This is a genomic window from Bradyrhizobium sp. HKCCYLS1011 (assembly GCF_051167795.1).
Lineage (GTDB): Bacteria > Pseudomonadota > Alphaproteobacteria > Rhizobiales > Xanthobacteraceae > Bradyrhizobium.
Genome location: NZ_JBNPTT010000007.1, coordinates 279,869 through 301,721 on the forward strand (window position 1 = coordinate 279,869; position 21,853 = coordinate 301,721).

The window sequence follows — 21,853 nt, forward strand, 5'->3', positions numbered from 1 at the left end:
AACCAAACGGATCGCCCATATGACGCCTGCCCAAATCGCACTGGTTCAAGACAGTTTCGCCAAGGTCGCCCCGATTTCCGACCAGGCCGCGATCATCTTCTACGACCGCCTGTTCGAGGTGGCGCCGCAGGTCCGCGCCCTGTTTCCCTACGATCTCACCGAGCAGCGGAAGAAGCTGATGGGGACGCTCGCGGTGGTTGTCAACGGCCTCGCCAATCTCCCATCCATCCTGCCGGCGGCGAGCGCGCTGGCCACACGTCACGTCGGTTATGGCGCCAAGGCTGAGCACTACCCGGTGGTCGGTGGCGCACTGCTCTGGACCCTGGAGAAGGGCTTGGGCGATGCCTGGACGCCCGAGGTCGCCGAAGCCTGGACCGCGGCCTATGGCACGCTGTCGAGCTACATGATCGCGGAAGCCTACGACAAGAAAGAAGCGGCGGAGTAGGGCGGTTGAGCGAACCTCTTGTCATCGTCGGCAATGGCATGGCCGCAGCCAGGCTGGTCGAGGAGTTGTCGAAGACGGCGCTCGGCCGCTACGCGATCGCCGTGATCGGCGAAGAGCCGAGGCTCGCCTACAACCGCGTGCTGTTGTCGTCGGTACTGGCGGGCGAGGTCGGCTCGCACGAGATCGAGCTGAAGGCCGCGTCATGGTGGCGCGAGCGCGGCGTGACCTTGAAATACGGAACCCGGGTCACTGAGATCGACGTTGGACGGCGCGAGCTGAAAATCGAGAACGATGAGAGCATAGCCTTCTCCAAGCTGGTGCTGGCGACCGGCTCGCTGCCGATCCGGCTGAACGTTCCGGGCGTCGAGCTCGCCGGCGTGCATACATTCCGCGACAGTCGCGATGCCGATATTCTCCTGGCTCTGGCTGCGCAGAAGAAGCGCGTCGTCGTGGTCGGCGGCGGACTGCTCGGGTTGGAAGCGGCCTATGGGCTCGCCCGGGCCGGCGCACCGGTAACGCTGGTGCATCTGATGGATCGGCTGATGGAGCGGCAGCTCGATCCGCCGGCTGCGGCACTGCTGAAGTCCCTGGTCGAGCGCAAGGGCATCGAGGTGCTGCTCAATGCCAACACGGCGCGCATCGACGGAGATGGCAAGGTGGAAGCCGTCGAACTGGCCGACGGCCGTCGCATTGCAGCCGAGGCGGTGATCTTTGCCGCCGGCATCAGGCCGAATATTGCGCTGGCCAAGGAAGGGGGCCTTGCAGTCAACCGCGGCATCGTGGTGGATGACCAGATGCAGAGCAGCGCGCCGGACATCTTCGCGCTCGGCGAATGCGCCGAGCATCGCGGCACCTGCTATGGGCTGGTCGAGCCGGCGCATGAGCAGGCGCGCGTGCTGGCGCGGCATTTGGCCGGCGCGACCGCTAGCTATCAGGGCAGCGTCGTCGCGACCAACCTCAAGGTCTCCGGCGTCTCGGTGTTTTCGGCCGGAGACTATATCGGCGCCGACGGCAGCGAAGCGATCGTGCTCAAGGATTTCAGGCGCGGCATCTACAAGAAGCTGGTGATCGCCGAGGGACGGCTCACCGGCGCGGTGCTGATCGGCGACACCCAGGACGCGCTCTGGTATCGCGATCTGATCCGCGCGCGCGAACCGATCGCGCCGATCAGGACTGAGATGATGTTTGGCCGGGCGCGGCCGAAAGCCGCGTGAAGAGGGACCACGCACGACCATGAATGCTGTCGATCCGAGCCTGCGCAGCGTGCGCACCACCTGTCCCTATTGCGGCGTCGGCTGTGGCGTACTCGCCACGCCTGACGGCCAGGGCGGGGCTGCCATTGCGGGGGACCCAACCCATCCGGCCAATCTCGGCCGGCTCTGTTCGAAGGGCTCCGCGCTCGGCGAGACGCTCGCTCAGGACGGGCGGCTGCTCCATCCGATGATCCGCTGCAAGGGCGTGATGGAGCGCGTGGCCTGGAGCGATGCGCTGGACCATGTCGCGCACCGGCTCAAGCACATCATAGCCCGCGACGGCGCAGACGCGGTCGCGTTCTATCTCTCAGGCCAGATGCTGACCGAGGACTACTACGTCGCCAACAAGCTGATGAAGGGGTTTGTCGGCACCGCCAACGTCGATACCAATTCGCGGCTCTGCATGGCCTCGTCGGTCGCCGGCCATCGCCGGGCCTTCGGCGCTGATACCGTGCCGGGCACCTATGAGGATCTCGAGCTCGCCGATCTCCTGGTCTTTGTCGGCTCGAATGCCGCCTGGTGTCATCCGGTGCTGTATCAGCGGATGCTCGCCAACAAGCAGAGCCGCGGCGCCAAATTCGTCGTGATCGATCCGCGCCGCACCGACACGTCGAGCGAAGCCGATCTGTTCCTGGGTGTGAAGCCCGGCACCGACACTGCGCTGTTCTCCGGGCTGTTGGTGCATCTCGCCGATCACGGCGCGCTTGATCGCGACTATATCGAACGCCACACCAGCGGATTTGACGACGCGCTGGCGCGGGCCCGCAGCATCGCCGGGAGCGTCGCGGCCACCGCTCTGGCCACGGGCCTCTCGGAAGCCGACGTCGCAGCGTTCTTCAAGCTGTTCCGTGATACGCCGCGCGTCGTCACGCTGTATTCGCAGGGCGTCAACCAGTCGGCGCAGGGCACCGACAAGGTCAATGCCATCCTCAATTGCCATCTTGCCACCGGTCGTATCGGCAAGCCCGGTGCGGCGCCGTTCTCGTTGACCGGCCAGCCCAATGCGATGGGCGGCCGCGAGGTCGGCGGGCTCGCCAATCAGCTCGCCGCTCATATGGGTTTCACGCCGCCCGACATCGATCGTGTCCGGCGGTTCTGGAAGGCGCCCGATATCGCCACCCATGAGGGGCTGAAGGCGGTTCAGATGTTCGAGGCGATCGCGCGCGGCGAGATCAAGGCGCTGTGGGTGATCGGCACCAATCCGGCGGTCTCGCTGCCCGATGCGGACCTGGTCCGCGCGGCGCTGAAGAAGCTCGAGCTGTTCGTGGTCTCGGAGAATGTGCGCTCCAACGACACCGTGAACGCCGGCGTGCACGTCCTGTTGCCTGCGCAGGCGTGGGGCGAAAAATCCGGCACGGTGACCAATTCGGAGCGACGTATCTCGCGCCAGCGCGCCTTCCTGGAGGCTCCGGGCGAGGCCAAGCCGGACTGGTGGATTGTGAGCGAGGTCGCCAAGCGCCTGGGCTTCGGCGCCGCCTTCAACTACAGCTCCGCCGCGGATGTTTTCCGCGAGCATGCCGCGCTGTCGGCGTTCGAGAACAATGGTGCGCGCGATTTCGATATCAGTGCGCTCCGGTCGTTGTCGGACGAAGACTATGACGCCATGGCGCCGGTGCAATGGCCGGCGCGTGAAGGCACGCCGCCCTGGGCGCGCTTCTTCGCAGACGGCGACTTTTTCACCAATGACCGCAAGGCCCGTTTCATCGCGCCGGATGTGCCGGCGCTGCGCACCGAAACCACGCCGGGGCGGCCGTTGCGGCTCAACACCGGGCGCATTCGCGACCAGTGGCACACGATGACGCGCACTGGCTTGAGTCCGCGACTCGGCGCGCATCTGCCGGAGCCGTTCGTCGAGGTGCACCCGGACGATGCGCTGAAATATGGCCTGGTGCACGACGGTTTCGCCCGCATCACCACCGATCATGGCCAGGGCATCCTGAAGGTGGTCGTGAGCGAGCGGCAGCAGCGCGGCATGCTGTTCGCGCCGATCCATTGGAACGAGACCAACGCCTCGCACGCGCGCGTCGGGGCGCTGGTGGGCTCGGCGACCGATCCGTTCTCCGGCCAGCCGGAGATGAAGGCGACGCCGGCCGCGATCGTGCCTTACGAATATGTGTTCCGCGGCTTCGTGTTGTCGCGCACCGAGCTTTCGCTGCCGCAGAATCTGTGGTGGGCGCGCGCGGCCGTCACTGGCGGGTTCGGCTATCTGTTCGCCGACAATGGCGACCTCGCGCGCTGGCCGGCCTGGCTGAAGGCGCGTACGAGCGAGGATCTCGCCGAATACACAGATTTCGGCGGCGGGGTCTATCGCGCGGCATCGTTCGCCGGCACGCGCATCGAGACCTGTTTGTTCGTGGGCCCCGCACATGACGCCGGTGACTGGAACGTCGTGAAGGACATGTTCGCAGCCGGCGCGCTCGATGACGAGCAGCGTCGCATGCTGTTCTCGGGGCGGGCGCCCGAAGGCGCTGCGAGTGGCGGTCCGATCGTCTGCGCCTGTTTTGGCGTCGGCCGCAACACGATCTGCGACGCGATCGCCGCCGGCGCGCGGACGCCCGCCGCCATCGGCGCGCAGCTGAAGGCCGGCACCAATTGCGGCTCGTGTGTTCCCGAGCTGAAGCGGTTGATCGCGACGGCACCGGCGCAAGCGCCCGATCTCGCCGCGACAGGCTAGAGACTTGCTCGCCGTTCCGGGGCGCGTTGCCACTTGCTCGTCATTCCGGGGCGACGCGCCAGCGTCGAACCCGGAATCTCGACATTGGCTTGCATCCATTTCCATAAGCTCGAGATTCCGGGTTCACGCTTCGCGTGCCCCGGAATGACCTTTGCCCCAGAATGACGGCGCTTTGATATTTGCTGCAATCGACGCCATCAAGCATCTCCGCTATACGTCGGCCATGAAGCACAAGACCTTCGGAACCGGCGGGCCTGACGTCTCCGTCATCGGGCAGGGCACCTGGCATCTCGACCACGGCGATCGCAAGCGCGCCATCGCAGCGCTGCAGCGCGGGCTCGATCTCGGCATGGGCCATATCGACACCGCCGAGATGTACGGCGACGCCGAGCTTGTCATTGCCGAGGCCATCGCCGGCCGGCGTGATGAGGCATTCCTGGTCTCCAAGGTGCTGCCGAGCAACGCCTCGCGTCGCGGCACCATCACCGCCTGCGAGCGCTCGCTAAAGCGGCTGAAGACCGACGCGCTTGATTGTTATTTATTGCACTGGCGCGGGTCCTATCCGCTTGCCGACACGGTTGCTGCCTTCGAGGAGCTGAAGCGCGCCGGGAAGATCAAGAGCTGGGGCGTCAGCAATTTCGACGTCGACGATCTCGAGGAGCTGCGCGATGTCGCAGGCGAGGGCCAGATCGCCTGCAACCAGGTGCTCTATCATCTGCAGGAGCGTGCGATCGAACACGCGGTGATCCCATGGTGTGGCCAGCATGGTGTCGCGGTGGTCGCCTATTCGCCGTTCGGCCATGACGATTTTCCGGCGCCCGCCAGTCCGGGCGGGCAGCTGCTGCAACGGATTGCAAATGCGCACGCGGCGACGCCGCGCCAGGTCGCGCTCGCCTTCCTGACCCGGGCGTCCGGGCTGTTTGCGATTCCGAAAGCAGGCTCGCCCGAGCACGCGGCCGAAAATGCCGCGGCCGGCGACCTCGAGCTGACCGCGGCTGAGATCGCTGCGCTTGATCGCGCCTTCCCGCGCGGACCGAAGCCGCGCGGACTGCCGATGCTGTAGTGCAGCATCGCTCACGGATTGTTACCGTGCATTGCGCGCGAGCCGTGTAAACGCGCATATCGGCTGCCCGATTTCTACGGGTTGCCGTCGCCGGCCGAATGACGTCTTGTCGGGCCTCACCCGAGTCGTTCCACATCACTGCAAGTCGAGGTCGATCGTGACTCCGCCCCACGGCGCAGCCGCGAGGCGTGATAACGCAGCGCTCCCATTGCCCCAGAAAAAGCCGTTGACGCGACGTCGTGCGCCTGCGCGTGCCGACCGGCCGTTCCGCGGCATCGCGCTGATCCTGCTCTCGACCCTGTTCCTCAGCACCTCCGACGTGACGGCAAAGTATCTCACCAAGACGCTGCCGCCGGTCGAGATCACGTGGATGCGCTTTGTGGTGTTTGCGGCGATCATGGTTCCGGCGATGCTGCCGGGCTCGCCGCTCTACGCGCTGCGGACCACGCGCATGCGGTTCCAGCTGTTGCGCGGCTTGGCGCTGCTGGGGTCCTCGATCCTGTTCATCAGCGGCTTGCGCTATCTACCCATCGCAGAGGCCTCCGCCACCAGCTTCGTCGCGCCGTTGTTCGTGACCGCGCTGTCGATCGTCTTCCTCAGCGAGAAGGTTGGCCTACGCCGCTGGATCGCCACCGCGGCCGGGCTCGCGGGCGTCGTCATCATCCTGCGTCCGGGCACCGGCGCGTTCCAGATGGCAGCGCTGTTTCCGATCGCATCCGCCTTCGCCTGGGCCTGCACGCTGGTGATGACGCGGGTGATGAGCGGACGCGAGCATGTCATGACCACGATGACCTATTCGTCCATCGCCGGAGTCTTCGTGCTCTCCGCTTTGGTGCCGTTCGTTTGGGTGGCGCCGAGCTGGCGCGATATCCTGTTCGGGCTCCTGGTCGGCCTTGCCTCGACGACGGGGCAGTGGATCGTGGTGCTGGCGTTCCGTTATGCGGACGCCTCGGTGCTGGCGCCGTTCTCCTACATCCAGCTGTTGTGGGCCAGCATCTTCGGCTTCGTGGTCTTTGGCGAGGTCCCGGATGCCTGGACCGTCACCGGCGCGATCTTCATCGTCGCCAGCGGCCTCTACACCGCCCATCGCGAGCGCGTCAGGCAGTCGCAGCTGTTGACCGTGGTTGGCGAGACCTCGCCCAATCCGTGAGCTCGCCCGCGGTCATTCCGGGCGCCCCGGAATGCCCCTCCGGTAGCTTGGAGCCGGCGCGCTGCAGTGCTAGGGCTGCGCTGACAACAATCCGCATGGGAGAACGCCGCGATGATCACCTTGACGCCTGAGATCGTGTTGCCGGACGACGGCACCAAGGGGACCCTGGTCGGCCGGGTGTGGCGACCCGACGTCGATGGCCCGGCTGTGGTCGCGGTGCGCGCCGACGGCGTGTTCGATGCGACCGCCGCTTTCGGAACCGTCAGCGCGCTGTGCGAGCAGGACGACCCGGCCTCTGCACTGCGTGCCGTCAAGGGCGAGCGCATCGGCGATCTCGCTGCGATCCTCGCCAACACGCCGCCGGACGCTCGCGATCCGGGCAAGCCCTGGCTGCTGGCGCCGATCGATCTGCAGGTCCTGAAAGCCGCCGGTGTGACCTTCGCGATTTCGATGCTGGAACGCGTCATCGAGGAACGGGCGCGCGGCAATCCAGCCTCGGCCGAGGCGATCCGGAAAGAAGTCGTACGGCTTGTCGGCGACGATTTCTCCAAGCTGAAGCCGGGCTCGGACCAGGCGATGCATCTGAAGCAGGTGCTGATCGAGCAGGGCGCCTGGAGCCAGTATCTCGAAGTCGGCATCGGGCCTGACGCGGAGGTCTTCACCAAGGCGCCTGTGCTGTCGTCGGTCGGGTCGGGCATGGATGCCGGGCTGCATCCGAAATCGACCTGGAACAATCCCGAACCGGAAGTGGTGCTGGCGGTGTCGAGCCGTGGCAACATCGTCGGCGCCACGCTCGGCAACGACGTCAATCTCCGCGACTTCGAGGGACGCTCGGCATTGCTGTTGTCGAAGGCCAAGGACAACAACGCCTCCTGCGCGATCGGCCCGCTGCTGCGCCTGTTCGATGCCACGTTCAGCCTCGACGATGTGCGCAAGATGGATGTCGCACTGGAGGTGAAGGGCGCCGACGGCTTCGTGCTTGACGGCCATTCCTCGATCTCCAAGATCAGTCGCGACCCGACCGACCTCGTCGCGCAGACCGTCGGCCGCGTGCACCAATATCCAGATGGCTTTGCGCTGTTTCTCGGCACCATGTTCGCGCCGGTCAAGGACCGCGACGCGGCCGGCCAGGGCTTCACCCACAAGAGCGACGACATCGTCACCATCGCAGCGCCTCAGCTCGGCAAGCTCGTCAACCGCATGCGCAACAGCGATGAATGCGAGCCGTGGACGTTCGGCGTCGGCGCGCTGATGCGGAATCTGGCGAAGCGTGGGGTGATTTGAAGGAAGTTGTTCGTCATTGCGAGCGAAGCGAAGCAATCCAGGGTCGAGAGAAGATTCTGGATTGCGTCGTCACTACGCGCCTCGCAATGACGGGAGAGAGCGCCTCAACCACTGGCAAATCTCGGCGGCTCACGCGCTCCGCGCCACCGGCCCCCGTTGTCCGCCCATCGCGAGCACCGTGCGGCGGTTGGCGATCGCCTCGTGAAACTGGATCAGCACCAGGTTGAAGGCGGCGAGATCGCCGTCCTCGATCGCGCCGTCGTCGTGGCAGGCGAGGGTCTCGCGCAGGATCTCGTCGGCTTCGCATTGCATCGTGTCGAGTTCGTCGAGCGTCTGCGCCTCGCGCGCGGCCGCGATGGCGGCGAGCAGGCGGTCGCGATGCTCGGTGTTCTCCTTGCGCTCGTTGCGCTTGAGATAATGCCGCAGCCAGGCCGCGGCCGATCCCAGGCCGGACAGCAGCAGCACGCCACCCCAGAGATAGTCGCTGTATTTGTCGAGAAAGCTGCGCTCGTTGTTATCGATAAAGGCGGCGGCGCCTGGATGGGCCGGCAGCGCCGCGTCCTTGTCGGTGTCCGGTTTCTGGATCTTCCCCGCGGCGGGCATCGCCTTGGCCAGCTGCGGCTTGACCGCGAACAGCTGACGCGTGAACGCGGCGGCCGTATCCTCGGACAGCGAAGCGGGGGCGATGATCAGCTGGTTGATGCCGACCGTCTCGATCTTGTCGTCGGGCCGCTGCGGCGTCGTGCCGAAGGCGCCGGGCGGGATCTCTTCGGATTCGTAGAGCGGATGGCGCTCGGCGATCGCCTCGGACACGTCGACGGCAAGGAATTTCGGCTCGCTGCGGCGGCGCGCCGTGGTCGACAATGCATCGGCAATGGTCTTGTCGTTGAGCGCGCCGACCATTGCGAACGCGTCCAGCGTGACATCGGCCGTCATGTCGGTCATCTGATCGACGCCGAATTGCACCATCGTGACCTTGTCCGGACTGATGCCGGACTCGCCGAGCACGACCCGAAGCAGGGCGATGTTGACCTGACTGACCCCGATGACGCCAAGGCGATGGCCGGCAAGATCGGCGAGGCTCTTGACCTTCGGCTTCGCCCCGCGCGAGGCCGCTGACCACAGCACCAGAACATTGCGACGCAGGATCGCCATCGACCGTGCGGTTGGTGGCATCTGCAGATCGCCGCGCGTGACCGCGAGATCGGCCTGCCCGTTGGTCAGCAAGGTGATGCTTTGCAGCGGGCCATCGGCTGCGACCGGCACCAGATGCACTGGGCTGTCCTTGGTATCGAAGGCCTGCACCATCGCCTGAACCAGCGTTTCGTCGTCGCTGCCGGCAGGCCCGACTGCAATGCGCAAGGTGGCCGGCTGCCAGACCCAATAGCTGACAGCCAGCGCGACCGTCAGCAGCGACAGAAAGCTGGCCAGCGCGAGCAGCGCCGGAAAGCGCCGACGCCGGCGCAGCTTTGCGCTGTTCGTGGTGGCAGCAAGCGGAGGCATCGGCGGTTCACAGCTATCCGGGCGCGCACGGGCGAAGGCGCATCATACACCAGGATCGTGACGGCTGAAGCTGTGCTTGTCGAGGCGCGCAATGCCCCCCGGCCGCCGGCGCGGGTCACCGTTCCGCGACCGGCGTCACGCGTTCACGCATGGCTGGAGGCCAGTTGCGCGGCGGGCCTGCGCGGCTGGTCGGACCGTTGTGCGGTTTCGCCATGAAGCTTCCGCGCATGCAAGGCCGTAGGCGCGGCGTCGTGTCCGCGCGCAGGATCGCTGCGACGCGGATCGCCTTGCCATTGCACGGGTCCCTGTTCGCTAACCAAATGTGGGCTGCCGGCCGTCGGCACCAGGGCCGGCGCGCGCCTCTCGAAGGGATCGAGCGGCGCCTCGCTGCTCGCTTGCTGCGGAGGCCGCCGCGCCACCAGCGTCTTGATCTTGCCGAGCAGGCCGGCCGGCTCCTCGGGAGCCGCTGACTCGAACGGATCGGCATAGAAGGTGGCACCGGCCTTCTCGACCAGACCCGCGAGCGCGCTCACCATGCGCGGCGAGCCGCAGGCGTAAACGACATCGGATGCGGTGAGTGTCGGCATGTGGGCCTCGATCCGTCCGGTGCGGATGGAGGGATGATTGATCGGCCCTTCTTCGACGGTCGGAATGATCTTGACGTTGGGCAGCCGAGCCAGCTGCGCCAGCACCGGCGTCATGTAGAGTGCAGGAAGCTTGCGCGCGCCTGCGATGATGATGATCGGGCGGTCCCGGGATTCGCGTAGCGCCACGGAGGCGATGGCCCAGATCGGCGCGAAGCCGGTGCCGCTTCCGGCCAGGATCAGTCGGCCGGCGCCGCCGGGCCGCAGGAATGCGTGCCCATAGGGGCCCTGGATGCGCAGCCGGTGCCCCGGCCTGATGCTGTTGCCGAGCGCGGAGGTGACGCGCCCGCCGCGCACACGTTTGACATTGAGGTGGATGACGCGTCCGCCGATGCGGCCGTCGAAGGAGGCGGTGGGACTATAGGCGCGGGCCGGAAAACCGTTGAACGCGAACTTGAAATATTGTCCGGGCAGATAGGTGATGCTCTTCTCGGGAGCGATCATGAGCTCCATGATGTCGGGTGCGAGCTCGCGCAAGCCCACCAGCCGTGCCCGTGCCGTGTCGATCTCGGGCACATCCTCGGTCTCGACTTCGAGATCGGAGACCACGCGCGCCTGACAGGCGTGGACCATGCCTTGCGTATGGGTTTCGCCGCATACGGTCTGGCCTTTGGCGACGTGCACCATGCAGGTGCCGCAGGTCCCGGCGCGGCAGTCGTACGGAATCTCGACACCGTTCGCCAACGCGCCGTCGAGCAAGACATCGCCGGCGCGAACGCGGAACGTGCGGCCCTTGATCGTGACAGTCCTGAAATTGCTCATTGTTCACTCCTCAAATCGGGGCGCGCGAAGGGCGCGGTGTGATACGGGTCGCGCATACCGCGGCCCGGATCACGCGTCGTTGTGCGCGATGTCAGGCTTTGCCCGGTGCAACACGGATGAGATTCTTGTTCGCCGTCGTCTCGAACCGGCTGGACCAGTAGTTCGAGGCCATGACCGGTCGCTTCAGCCAGCTCACCTTCGGCGCGCGAAGCACGATGAACCAGAAGAAGAACGGCGTGGTGACCATGTGAGAGACGAGCGGGAACCAGTCCGGCAGCAAAGAGGCCGGACCGGGGAGACGGTACCAGTAATAGGTGCTGATCGCCGCGGCCGCGAAAATCCGATGCAGGGTGGCGCGGGCGTCCGGCTTGTGACGCAGCACATACTCGCCGATCTTGAAGATGAAGTAGGTCACGACGCAAGCCAGCAGCGGCCAAGCATAGGCCGTCATGATCGCATTGCTGTCCACCTCATTGGGGGCATAGTCCTTGACCTGATACCAGCCCCAGACAAATCCCGGAAAGCTTCCGACCAGGAAGTTGCCGAGAAACTGCTGAAGCTTGTTGCCGCTGGTCACGGTCGGCGTCAGTTCCGGGGTCGAATCCGGGCAGGGGTTGCTGCAGCCCTCGCACAGATTGCAGCGCGCGTTCTTGAAGGTGAGGGCCGGGTTGGTGCCGTAGAGCCGCTCCACCGGGTGGATGGGGCACAGCGAAGTGCACCAGCCGGACCGCATCTCGAACAGCGAGCCCATGGTGAAGGCGATGACGGCAGCCGACAGCAGCATGATTGCTGTCAGCGGGCCATCGACATTCAGCCCGATGCGCCGCATCGGCACCACGATGAACAGCAGGATGACGCTGATCAGGCCCAGGCTGGCGGCGCCCCATTCGGGCATCCTGATGTTGCGGGAGATGCCGAGCTTCTGGGGCAACATGTGCATCGTCGCCATCGGACAGACATTGCGCCACAGCCCGGGCGAGATCGTGACCAGCGCCGGCGCAACTGGAATCAGGAAATTCCACATCAGCCCAATGCCGGCGGCCGGCCAGAACAGCAGCAGGCCGACCAGCACCACGCCCACGGTGAACATGACGGACTGGAGCGTCACCCAGACGCGCCGGCTCTTTGGACTGACGGTGCGGCTGGTTCCAGCCGATCCCGGGCTGTATCTGGTGGGTGATACGCGCACGGCCATGTTGGCCTGTGAGAACGACTCTCGGCGATGCCGAGGGGACTCGTATTTGACTGACTGACGGGCGCTGTTGTTCTGCATTGCTGTCCAGGGCGCGGGTTTTGACATCAAAGCGCGCGACGCATTCGACACTGCAGGCTGCCGCCGAAGGCCACGCGCACTCAATCGTGAAGCTAGCGGCGAGATGTGGCGGTTTTCGATGACCATTATGAACATCCCGCGGCCTTGCTGCGGTCTGCCTGCGGCGGGTTGATCTGGATCAAATGCGAAGCGCCATTTGATCCAGATCAATGCAGTTGGCGTCCGAATCCGCATGCCCGACTTGTTAGTATGTCCTCGAGCATCGAAGGCTCTGCACGCCTCATTCCTGCAGGGTGCTTTGGCTTGCGAGAGCATTCGGCATAGGCGGCATGCACGAATTGCCCGTCGTGCCAATCTGCCGCATGCGTGCGGCCTTGCCGTGTCGGGCAAATCACGACGATCATCCCGGCCATCCTGCTTGCGACGAAGAGGGGCGTTTCGGCCGATCGTCACGAAACGTAGCGGCGGGGAGCGGTGGACGCTTCGGACTTGGGGCCTTGCTAGCGCGGGCCGGCGAGCAAGTCGGATGCGGACAGTCAAGTCGCGTGGTCCTGATACCCCGACGCTGGTATCCAGCGCAATGCGCGCAAGCGCGTTGTCGCGACACGGTGGCCAACAAGCCCGGCGCACCGAGGAGATCGCGAAGCAGCTGTTAAAACCATCGCGCAGGGAAGGCCGGGATGTCTCGGCTGAACCTGTGGTACCTGCCGCCTGCATTCTTTCCGCAGGCGGGCCATGGGCGAGGCCAGCGCCCGGTCTTCCCTGCACCCTCTTTTATGGAGGGGCAAATGAATCTGCAAAGCTCGGACGCGAATGCGCCGCGGGAATGAATGGTCATGCGAAGCACACGAGTGTAACAACCTGGCTGTCGTCCCGGCCTTGAGCCGGGACCCATACTCCGGGAGCTATGTTGTAGTGTTCCGATATCTGACGATCTCGCAACTAAGAACGGCCGGTGGTTATGGGTCCCGGCGTACGCCGGGACGACAGCGGAGGGTGTCGCTCCGACCGGGCCTCCCTCACACCGGCAAGGCAATCGAGTATTTCACCTGGCTCAGCGCAAAGCTGCTCTCGATCGAGGCGATGCCGTCGAGCCGTGTCAGCTTGCTCTTCAGGAACGCCTCGTAGGACGACAGGTCGGCGGCCACCACGCGCAGGAGATAATCGCGGTTGCCGGTCATCAGATAGCATTCCAGCACCTCGGGCCATTTCGAGATCGCGCGTTCGAAGCGCGCGAGATCTTCTTCCTTCTGGCGCGCGAGCTTGATCGAGATGAAGACCGAGACATGCAGCCCGAGCGCCTTCTGGTCGACGGTTGCGATGTAATTGGTGATGACGCCGCGCTCTTCGAGAAGCTTCACCCGGCGGTGGCAGGGCGACACCGACAGGCCGACCTTGTCGGCGAGCTCCTGCATGGTGATGCGACCGTCGGCCTGCAGCAGGCCGAGGATCTTGCGGTCGATGGGGTCGAGATCGGGCATTGGGATAAAATCCGAGCGAGCTGGGCAGGAATGGGAAATTGTACCAATAATCTGCCTCAAAGCGCAAAAGATTGAGAATTATGGTCGGCCTATCGGGATTAACATCCGCGAATCCTGTTCCCGCCGGGAGGAGCGCCATGGCGACGTCACCTGCACAATCCGACCGTCTCGACCTGTTGAATGCGCTGGCCCGCAAGGTGCTGTGGCTGTCGTCCTGGACCATCCACCACGCCAACCACGTTCGGCCCAATGTCGACGGGCTGAAGGTCGGCGGCCATCAGGCCTCCTCCGCCTCGCTCGCCACCATCATGTCGGCGCTGTATTTCTCGGTGCTGCGGCCCGAGGACCGGGTTGCGGTCAAGCCGCATGCAAGCCCCGTGTTTCATGCCATCCAATATCTGTTCGGCCGGCAGACCCGTGACAAGCTCGAGAACTTCCGCGGCTTCAAGGGCGCGCAGTCGTATCCCTCGCGGACCAAGGACACCGACGACGTCGATTTCTCGACGGGCTCGGTCGGCCTCGGCGTTGCGCAGACCTTGTTCGCCTCGCTGGTGCAGGACTACGTCGCCGCGCATGGCTGGATGAAGGACCGCCGCGAGGGCCGCATGATCGCGCTGGTCGGCGACGCCGAGATGGACGAGGGCAACATCTTCGAGGCCCTGGCGGAGGGCTGGAAACACGGCCTGCGCAACACCTGGTGGATCGTCGACTACAACCGGCAGAGCCTGGACGCCGTCGTGCGTGAAGGCCTGTGGGAGAGATTCGAGACCATGTTCCGCAATTTCGGCTGGGACGTGGTGATCGTCAAATACGGCTCGCTGATGCGCGATGCTTTCGCCGAGCCGGGCGGCGAGGCGTTGCGGCGCTGGATCGACAATTGTCCGAATGCGCTCTATGCGGCGCTGTGCTTCCAGGGCGGGGCGGCGTTCCGCAAGCATCTTTTGGACGACATCGGTGATCAGGGCGAGGTTTCCCGCCTCATCGCCAAGCGCAGTGACGACGAACTGCTGGCACTGATGTCCAATCTCGGCGGCCACGACATGGCGAGCATGCTGGAGGCCTTCGAGGCCATCGACCACGACCGTCCGGTCTGTTTCATCGCCTATACCATCAAGGGCGTCGGCCTGCCGTTCCAGGGCCACAAGGACAACCACGCCGGCCTGATGACCGTGTCGCAAATGGAAAAGTGGCGCAGCCAGCAGAACATCCGGCCCGGCCATGAATGGGATAAGTTCGAAGGCCTGCCGCAGGATCCGGCCAGGCTCGACGCCTTTCTTGCGGGCGCACCGTTCAATCGTGGGGAGCGTCGTCTCACCGATGCTGTGTTCGACGTGCCGGAGCGGCTGACATTCACGGCTTCGGCGCAGATGTCGACCCAGCAGGGCTTCGGCCTGGTCCTCAATGATCTCGCGCGCGGCGACAGCAAGCTGGCCTCCCGCATCGTCACCGCATCGCCTGATGTCACCGTGTCGACCAATCTCGGTGCCTGGGTCAACAGGCGCGGTCTGTTCGCGCGCGCCGAGAAGGCCGACCTGTTCCGCAGCGAGAAGATTCCATCGACCTACAATTGGGATGCATCGCCGAGGGGACAGCACATCGAGCTCGGGATCGCCGAGATGAACTTGTTCATCTTGGCCTCCGCGCTTGGGCTATCCCACGCCGTCAACGGCACGCGGCTGTTGCCGGTGGTTACGCTGTACGATCCCTTCATCGAGCGCGGGCTCGATGCGCTGAACTACGCCTGCTATCAGGATGCGCGCTTCATGGTGGCGGCGACGCCATCCGGCGTGACATTGGCTCCAGAGGGCGGCGCGCATCAATCGATCGCCACGCCGCTGATCGGCATGGCCCAGGACGGCCTGTCGTCGTTCGAGCCAGCTTTCGTCGACGAACTCGCCGTGATCATGAAATGGGGCTTTGGCCACATGCAAGCCGCGAGCGGCGAGGGCGGCTCGGTCTATCTGCGGCTGTCGACCCGCACAGTCGAGCAGCCGCAGCGGATCATGACACCGGAGCAGGAGAGCGGCATCACCGAAGGGGCCTACTGGCTGCGCAAGCCCGGGCCGAATGCGGAAGCGATCGTTGCCTATACCGGCGCGGTTGCGCCCGAGGCGATCGAGGCGACAGGGCTGATCGGCGAAAGCCGCCGTGACGTCGGCCTGCTCGCCATCACCTCGGCCGACCGGCTGCATGCCGGTTGGACCGCCGCACGGAATTTGCGTCGGGTGCGCCGTGGCGTGCAGCACTTAAGCCATATCGAGAAACTGCTGGCACCGCTGCCGCGCGATTGCGGCATCGTCACCGTCATCGACGGTCACCCGGCCACGCTCGGCTGGCTCGGCAGCGTACGTGGTCACCGCGTCGAGGCGCTCGGGGTCGAGCGGTTCGGCCAGACCGGCACCATCGACGACCTCTATCGTTTCAACGGCATCGATACCAACGCCATCATCGATGCGGCCGAAAGCCTCACCGGCGCGCCTGTGCTGCATCGCAAAATGGCGGTTTGAACGGAGTTGTTTCACCAAATTGGGCTGTGGCCCCTGCGAAAGCAGGGGTCTATAACCACAGGGAGCAGTTGTTCAGGGACTAGCAGTCAGGCTTTGCTCGCGACGTGCCAAATGGAGAGATCACGCGGTATGGGTCCCGGCGCGCGCTCCGCTTGGCCGGGACGACAGTGAGGATGTGGTTGCTGCCTTGCCAGCGTCACGCTCGCGCCCTTATATCCTGGCCAGCGCAACGCTGCCCCGCATAGGGCGGGTTCAACCAAAAAGGCATTCGTGCAAGGATGCTTGCGACGAAACGCCCCCTCCATTTGCTCTCCCGATTTGAAGAGGTTTTCCGATGGTCAACCGCATGCAGTTCTACATCGACGGCGCCTGGGTCGATCCCGTCGTCAAGAAGTCCACCCCGGTCATCAATCCCGCGACTGAGGAGGCGATGTATGAGGTTGCGCTCGGCTCGAAGGCCGATGTCGACAAGGCCGTCGCCGCCGCCAAGCGCGCATTTGTGACCTTTTCGCAGACCTCGCGCGAAGAGCGGGTGGCGCTGCTCGAGAAGATCATCGCGGTCTACAAGGGCCGCATGAAGGAGATCGGCGCCGCGGTCTCCGACGAGATGGGTGCGCCGCTGCCGATGGCCGAGAAGCTGCAGGCCGGCGCCGGCCTCGGCCATCTGATGTCGACGCTCGACGTCTTGAAGAAATACGAGTTCGAGGAGACGCTGCCGTCGGCGGTGGTGGTTCGCGAGCCGGTCGGCGTGGTCGGCATGATCACGCCCTGGAACTGGCCGCTGAACCAGATCGCCTGCAAGGTCGCCCCGGCGCTCGCGGCCGGCTGCACCATGATCCTGAAGCCCTCCGAATTCACGCCGACCTCGGCGCTGATCTTTGCCGAAATCCTGCATGAAGCCGGCGTGCCGAAGGGCGTGTTCAACCTGATCAACGGCCTCGGGCCCGAGGTCGGCGCCGCCATGAGCGAGCACCCCGACATCGACATGATCTCCTTCACCGGCTCGACGCGTGCCGGCGTGGACGTTGCCAAGCGGGCGGCGCCGACGGTGAAACGCGTCAGCCAGGAGCTCGGCGGCAAGTCGCCGAACGTGATCCTCGAGGGCGCCGACCTGACCAAGGCGGTGACCGGCGGCGTCATGCACATGTTCAATAATTCCGGCCAGTCCTGCAACGCGCCCTCGCGCATGATCGTGCCGCTGTCGCAGATGAAAGAGGTGGCGGCGATCGCGAAAGCCGCGGCTGACAAGACCAAGGCTGGCGACCCGCGCGGCGATGGCACCACGATCGGCCCGGTCGTCAATCGCGGCCAATGGGAGAAGATCCAGACCCTGATCAATAAGGGCATCGAGGAGGGCGCAACCCTCGTCGCCGGTGGTCCGGGCCTGCCGGAAGGGGTCAACAAGGGCTACTATGTACGCCCGACCATCTTCGCCGACGTCACCAATGAGATGACGATCGCGCGCGAGGAGATCTTCGGGCCGGTGCTCACCATCATCGGCGCCAAGGACGAGGCCGATGCGGTGCGCATCGCCAACGACACGCCCTATGGCCTCGCCGGTTATGTCTACGGTCCGACGGTCGAGGACGCCCGCCGGGTCGGCCGTCAGATCCGCGCCGGCAACGTCAATTTGCAGGGCGTGCCGAATGATCGCACCGCGCCGTTCGGCGGCTACAAGCAGTCTGGCAACGGCCGCGAATGGGGCCGCTACGGGCTCGAGGAATATCTCGAGGCCAAGGCCGTCGCGGGCTACAACGCCGCGTGAGGTGACTGCTACATACGAGATGTCGTCCCCGCGAACGCGGGGACCCATAACCACCGGCCGCCGTTCTTATGTAGAGCGTCGGCCACTCGGGCTCCGCCCGGCATTGCGCGGTCGCGCGACGAGCGCAGGGCGCTCGCGCTGGGGTCCCGGATCGCGTTCGCTCTGGATGGCACCGCGCGCCACCAGGAGCTCACTTGTCCGGGACGACAGGCCGCTATCCGCCCAGCGCGCCCTGCGTGTTCACATAAAGCGCGTAGATCGACTGGGATGCCGCCATGAACAGCCGGTTGCGCTTCAAGCCGCCGAAGCAGACATTGGCGCAGCGTTCGGGCAAGGCGATGCGGCCGATCGGCGCGCCGTCGGGCGCGAACACCATGACGCCGTCGAGCTCGGGCGAGCCCATGCCCCAGCCGCACCAGAGATTGCCGTCGATATCGCAGCGCATGCCGTCCGGCGTGCCAGGGCCGGCGTCGATGTGGACACGCTTGTGGCTGAGCTTGGTGCCGTCGGGCGACACGTCATAGGCCAGGATCTTGCGGGTCGGTTCGCCGCGGGATTCGACGACGTAGAGGATCTTTTCATCGGGCGAGAAGCACAGCCCGTTCGGCCCCAGCACGCCTTCCGCAACGATGCTGGCTTTGCCGCTGGCCCCGTCGATCCGGTAAACGTGGGTCTCGATCTCCGGCTCGGCCTTGTAGCCCTCGTAATTGCCGAGCAGGCCGAAGGTCGGATCGGTGAACCAGATCGAGCCGTCGGATTTCACCACCACATCGTTGGGCGAGTTCAGCCGCTTACCGTCGAAGGAGTCCATCAGCACCGTGATGGAACCGTCATATTCGGTGCGGACCACGCGCCGTCCGCCATGCTCGCAGGTGACGAGCCGTCCTTGGCGGTCGCGGGTGTTGCCATTGGCGAAGTTCGACGGCTTGCGGAAGACGCTGACGGTGCCGGTCTCTTCCTCCCATTTGAGAATACGCTGGTTCGGGATGTCACTGCACAAGAGGTAGCGGCCGTCACCGAACCACACCGGCCCTTCGGCCCAGCGCAGGCCGGTAGCGATGCGTTCCACGGCCGACAATTTCAGCCAGTATTTTTCAAATCGCGGATCGAGCGCCTGGATCGCCGGATCGGGATAGTAGGTCGCCGGACGCCAGCCATGGGACGGAGTATTTGCATCGGACATTTGCTGATCTCGTTGTTGCGTTCCCTCGCAATTTCTCTGCTATCATCCTTGCGCAATGACCGCAAACGCGTGGTTGGAATCCAACCACCAGCGGACCGAAGACGAGGGATGAAATGCCACGCATATTGATGACCGGTGCGAGCGGAGGGATCGGCACGTCGCTGCGCAAGCTGCTGCCGCCGGTCTATCCGGACCTTCTGCTCAGCGACCTGAAGCCACCGGCCGATCTGTCCAGCCAGGAGACGTTCAAGGCGGCCGATCTTGCTGATCTCGCGCAGGTCGAGGCGCTCTGCGAGGGCGTGGACGGCATCCTGCATTTCGGCGGCTACTCGGTCGAAGGTGCGTGGAACGATATTCTGCAGGCCAACATCATCGGCGGCTACAATCTGTTCGAGGCTGCCCGCAGGAAGGGCGTCAAGCGGGTGGTGTTTGCCTCGTCCAATCATGCCGTCGGCTTCTATCCGCGGCATCGCAAGATCGACAACGATGTCCAGCCGCGCCCCGACGGCCGTTACGGCGTCAGCAAGGTGTTCGGCGAGGCGGTCGGTTCGCTGTACGCCGACAAGCATGGGCTGAAGGTGACCTGCATCCGCATCGGCAATTTCGGCGACAAGCCGCTCGACCGCCGCAGGCTGTCGATCTGGCTGAAGCCGGAGGATCTGGTGCAGCTCTGCCGGATCGGGCTCGAGCACCCGGACATCCATTTCGAGGTCCTGTATGGCGCCTCATTGAACGAGCGCGCCTGGTGGGACAATCAGCGCGCCTATGATCTCGGTTATCGGCCGACCGGACGCGCCGAGGATTTTCGCGAGCACGCTTTTGCCGAACAAGAGAAGCTGCCCGCCGATCCGATCGGGGATTATTTCCAAGGCGGTTCGTTCTGCAGCATCGAGTTCGACGGCGACAGGAGCGGGATCATCGACTGGGGCTGAGCATACGGCACGTCATTCCGGGGCGCGCGGCACGCGCGAACCCGGAATCTCGACGTGGGAAGCACACGAAAGACAATCTCCAGATTCCGGGTTCAGCCGCTGGCGCGGTTGCCCCGGAATGACGAAGAAGAAGCTCGTTGCAAAGTAGAAGAGACGAAGACCATGACCGACGGATTGCGCAAGGGACTGACCGCTTACGGCGACGCCGGATTTTCGCTGTTCCTGCGCAAGGCCTTCATCAAGGCGATGGGCTATTCGGATGATGCGCTGGATCGCCCGATCGTTGGCATCACCAACACCTATAGCGACTACAATCCCTGCCACGGCAACGTGCCGCAGATCCTGGATGCGGTGAAGCGCGGCGTGATGCTGTCGGGCGCGATGCCTTTCGTGTTCCCGACCATCTCGATCGCTGAAAGCTTTGCGCATCCGACCTCGATGTATCTGCGCAACCTGATGGCGATGGAAACCGAGGAGATGATCCGGGCGCAGCCGATGGATGCCGTGATCGTGATCGGCGGCTGCGACAAGACCCTGCCGGCCCAGATCATGGCGGCGCTGTCGGCGGATCTGCCGACGGTGGTCATTCCGGTCGGGCCGATGGTGGTCGGTCATCACAAGGGCGAGGTGCTGGGCGCCTGCACCGATTGCCGCCGGCTGTGGGCGAAATATCGCGCCGGCGAGATCGACGACGCCGAGATCGAGGCGGTGAACGGACGGCTCGCACCGTCGGTCGGCACCTGCATGGTGATGGGCACGGCCTCGACCATGGCCTGCGTCACCGAGGCGCTCGGCCTGTCGCTGCCGATGAGCGCGACCATTCCGGCGCCGCACGCGGAGCGCTTCCGCTCGGCCGAGGCGAGCGGGCGTGTTGCGGCCGAAATGGCCAAGGCGAAAGGACCGCGCCCGAGCGAGCTGCTGACGCCAGCGGCATTCAGGAATGCGCAAGTGGTGCTGCAGGCGATCGGCGGCTCGACCAACGGGCTCATTCATCTCACCGCGATCGCCGGCCGCACGCCGCACGCAATCGATCTCGACGCCTTCGATAGGCTGGGCCGCGAGGTGCCGGTGCTGGTCGATCTCAAGCCGTCTGGCGAGCACTATATGGAGCATTTCCATCACGCCGGCGGCGTGCCGAAACTGCTCAAGCAGCTCGGTGATCTCATCGATCTCGACGCCAGGACCGTCACCGGCGAGACCCTGCGCAACATCGTCGCCAACGCGGAGGAGGTGCCCGGGCAGGACGTGATCCGCGCGCGGGCCGATCCGATCAAGCGCGAAGGTGGCCTCGCCGTGCTGCGCGGCAATCTCGCCCCGCGTGGCGCGGTCATCAAGCATTCGGCGGCCAGCCCCAAATTGCTGCAGCACACCGGTCGCGCTGTGGTGTTTGACTCCATCGAAGACATGACCCGGCGGATCGACGATCCCGATCTTGACGTGTCGGCAGACGACATTCTGGTGCTGCGCAATGCCGGGCCGAAGGGCGCGCCAGGCATGCCGGAGGCCGGTTATCTGCCGATCCCCAAGAAGCTCGCGCGCGGCGGCACCAAGGACATGGTGCGCATCTCGGACGCGCGCATGAGCGGAACGGCATTCGGCACCATCGTCCTGCACATCACCCCGGAATCTGCTGTCGGCGGGCCGCTGGCGCTGGTGCAGACCGGCGACATGATCAGGCTCGATGTCGAAAAGCGCAGCATCGATCTGCTGGTCGACGACACGGAGATGGCGAAACGCCGTGTCGCGTTGCAACAGGCGGTGACGCCGAAATGGGCCGAGCGCGGCTACGCCCATCTGTTCCACGAGACCATTCTGCAGGCCGATGATGGCTGCGATTTCGATTTCATGCGCCGCAAGGGAAAGGGTTGAGCTGATCGCGCGAACAACGGCTGGGGGCATGTTCAATTGACAATCCGACACAGCCAGTGGGATGA

At 65.0% G+C, this 21,853-nt stretch carries 15 protein-coding genes; 10 read left to right on the forward strand and 5 right to left on the reverse strand.

What is annotated here, in order from left to right; genetic code table 11:
• Positions 1-19: 19 nt before the first annotated feature.
• From ACQR1W_RS24520 to ACQR1W_RS24545, 6 genes are all read left to right on the forward strand, one after another.
• Positions 20-445 (forward strand): globin family protein, encoded by a 426-nt coding sequence (locus ACQR1W_RS24520; RefSeq protein ID WP_434853203.1) that lies wholly within the window; start codon positions 20-22, stop codon positions 443-445.
• A 5-nt stretch (positions 446-450) separates the two neighbouring features.
• The gene (locus ACQR1W_RS24525; RefSeq protein ID WP_434853204.1) at positions 451-1,659 is read left to right on the forward strand and encodes an NAD(P)/FAD-dependent oxidoreductase; all 1,209 of its coding nucleotides are present in this window, start codon (positions 451-453) and stop codon (positions 1,657-1,659) included.
• Between the two features lie 19 nt (positions 1,660-1,678).
• Positions 1,679-4,372, forward strand: coding sequence for a nitrate reductase (locus tag ACQR1W_RS24530; protein WP_434853205.1), 2,694 nt, complete (start codon positions 1,679-1,681; stop codon positions 4,370-4,372).
• 223 nt (positions 4,373-4,595) lie between these two features.
• Positions 4,596-5,435 (forward strand): aldo/keto reductase, encoded by an 840-nt coding sequence (locus tag ACQR1W_RS24535; RefSeq protein ID WP_434853454.1) that lies wholly within the window; start codon positions 4,596-4,598, stop codon positions 5,433-5,435.
• 157 nt (positions 5,436-5,592) lie between these two features.
• On the forward strand, positions 5,593-6,585 hold the full coding sequence (locus ACQR1W_RS24540; protein ID WP_434853206.1) for a DMT family transporter: 993 nt from the start codon (positions 5,593-5,595) through the stop codon (positions 6,583-6,585).
• Between the two features lie 111 nt (positions 6,586-6,696).
• On the forward strand, positions 6,697-7,869 hold the full coding sequence (locus ACQR1W_RS24545; protein ID WP_434853207.1) for a fumarylacetoacetate hydrolase family protein: 1,173 nt from the start codon (positions 6,697-6,699) through the stop codon (positions 7,867-7,869).
• A gap of 129 nt (positions 7,870-7,998) precedes the next feature.
• Here the strand turns inward: ACQR1W_RS24545 and ACQR1W_RS24550 are convergent, their stop codons facing one another.
• The 4 genes from ACQR1W_RS24550 to ACQR1W_RS24565 form a co-directional block, all read right to left on the reverse strand.
• Positions 7,999-9,372 (reverse strand): TAXI family TRAP transporter solute-binding subunit, encoded by a 1,374-nt coding sequence (locus ACQR1W_RS24550; protein WP_434853208.1) that lies wholly within the window; start codon positions 9,370-9,372, stop codon positions 7,999-8,001.
• Between the two features lie 143 nt (positions 9,373-9,515).
• Positions 9,516-10,778 carry a 2Fe-2S iron-sulfur cluster-binding protein gene (locus tag ACQR1W_RS24555; RefSeq protein WP_434853209.1) on the reverse strand — a complete coding sequence of 421 codons (1,263 nt, stop codon included), beginning with the start codon at positions 10,776-10,778 and terminating at the stop codon, positions 9,516-9,518.
• Between the two features lie 91 nt (positions 10,779-10,869).
• Positions 10,870-11,973: a ferredoxin gene (locus ACQR1W_RS24560; protein WP_434853210.1), complete on the reverse strand. Its 1,104-nt coding sequence runs from the start codon at positions 11,971-11,973 to the stop codon at positions 10,870-10,872.
• Positions 11,974-13,070: 1,097 nt separating this feature from the next.
• Positions 13,071-13,532 (reverse strand): Lrp/AsnC family transcriptional regulator, encoded by a 462-nt coding sequence (locus ACQR1W_RS24565; protein WP_008967167.1) that lies wholly within the window; start codon positions 13,530-13,532, stop codon positions 13,071-13,073.
• A gap of 137 nt (positions 13,533-13,669) precedes the next feature.
• Here ACQR1W_RS24565 and ACQR1W_RS24570 point away from each other — a divergent pair, with 137 nt between their 5' ends.
• Together ACQR1W_RS24570 and ACQR1W_RS24575 are read left to right on the forward strand one after the other, a co-directional pair.
• A complete protein-coding gene (locus ACQR1W_RS24570) occupies positions 13,670-16,039 on the forward strand; it encodes a transketolase (protein WP_434853211.1) in 2,370 nt (789 codons plus the stop codon).
• 334 nt (positions 16,040-16,373) lie between these two features.
• Positions 16,374-17,804: an aldehyde dehydrogenase family protein gene (locus ACQR1W_RS24575; RefSeq protein ID WP_434853212.1), complete on the forward strand. Its 1,431-nt coding sequence runs from the start codon at positions 16,374-16,376 to the stop codon at positions 17,802-17,804.
• A 214-nt stretch (positions 17,805-18,018) separates the two neighbouring features.
• Here ACQR1W_RS24575 and ACQR1W_RS24580 read toward each other — a convergent pair whose 3' ends face one another.
• On the reverse strand, positions 18,019-18,987 hold the full coding sequence (locus ACQR1W_RS24580) for an SMP-30/gluconolactonase/LRE family protein (protein ID WP_434853213.1): 969 nt from the start codon (positions 18,985-18,987) through the stop codon (positions 18,019-18,021).
• A gap of 113 nt (positions 18,988-19,100) precedes the next feature.
• On the opposite strand from ACQR1W_RS24580, the gene ACQR1W_RS24585 reads away from it, so the two are divergent.
• Together ACQR1W_RS24585 and ACQR1W_RS24590 are read left to right on the forward strand one after the other, a co-directional pair.
• Positions 19,101-19,919, forward strand: coding sequence for an NAD-dependent epimerase/dehydratase family protein (locus ACQR1W_RS24585; protein ID WP_035980634.1), 819 nt, complete (start codon positions 19,101-19,103; stop codon positions 19,917-19,919).
• A gap of 162 nt (positions 19,920-20,081) precedes the next feature.
• Complete coding sequence (locus tag ACQR1W_RS24590) at positions 20,082-21,788, forward strand: IlvD/Edd family dehydratase (RefSeq protein ID WP_434853214.1); 1,707 nt, start codon at positions 20,082-20,084, stop codon at positions 21,786-21,788.
• Positions 21,789-21,853 lie beyond the last annotated feature (65 nt).